This is a genomic window from Streptomyces sp. BE303 (assembly GCF_036290945.1).
GTDB lineage: Bacteria > Actinomycetota > Actinomycetes > Streptomycetales > Streptomycetaceae > Kitasatospora.
Window position 1 is genome coordinate 1 of the sequence record NZ_JAQYWZ010000761.1, and the last position, 1,006, is coordinate 1,006.

At 73.9% G+C, this 1,006-nt stretch carries 1 protein-coding gene; it reads left to right on the forward strand.

Annotated elements, in window-relative coordinates; all coding sequences use genetic code 11:
• A partial coding sequence (locus PUR56_RS22750) for an acyltransferase domain-containing protein (RefSeq protein WP_329950273.1) occupies nt 1-1,006 on the forward strand: 1,006 nt, incomplete at both ends.

Here is a 1,006-nt window from a genome sequence, read left to right on the forward strand (position 1 = left end):
CGCCGCCGCGGTGGTGGCCGGCGCGCTGAGCCTGGAGGACGGCGCCCGGGTCTCCGCCCTGCGCAGCCGGGCCCTCGACGCCATCGCCGGGGAGGGCGGCATGGTCTCGCTCGGGCTCTCCGCCGAACGGGCCGAGCAGCTGCTCGCGCCCTGGGCCGACCGGATCTCCGTCGCCGCCTACAACTCCCCCACCACCACCGTCGTCGCGGGCGAGAGCACCGCCCTGACGGAACTGCTCGCCGCCTGCGAACGCGACGGCGTGCGGGCACGGGCGATCCCGGTCGACTACGCCTCGCACTCCCCGCACGTCGACCGGCTCCGGCGGCGCATCCTGGCCGACCTCACCGGAGTCGAAGCCCGGCTCCCGCGCATCCCGATGTTCTCCACCGTCACCGGCGACTGGCTCACCACCCCGCCCGACACCGCCTACTGGTACACCAACCTCCGCCAACCCGTCCTGCTGACCAAGGCCCTGGAGGCCCTCCACGAAGCCGGCCACACCCACTTCGTCGAGACCAGCCCGCACCCCGTCCTCGTCCCCGCCGTCGAGGAGACCCTCGACACCGCCGTCACCCTCCCCACCCTGCGCCGCGACGAAGGCGACCGACGACGCCTCCTCACCTCCCTCGCCCACGCCTGGACCACCGGCCTCACCGTCGACTGGAGCGGCCTGCTCGACGCGGGCGAGCGGACCGACCTACCCACCTACGCCTTCCAGCGGCGCACCTACTGGGCGCAGCCGAGGCAGTCCGGTGCGGGGGATGTCGGTGCGGCAGGCCTGGAGACAACCGGCCACCCCCTCGTCGGCGCCGCCGTCGACATCGCCGACACCGGCGAAACCCTCCTCAGCGGCCGCATCTCCCTGCGCACCCACCCCTGGCTCGCCGACCACGCCGTCAACCACACCGTCCTCCTCCCCGGCACCGCCTTCCTCGACCTCGCCCTCCAAGCAGCCCACCACACCGACACCCCCCACCTCGAAGAACTCACCCTCCACACCCCCCTC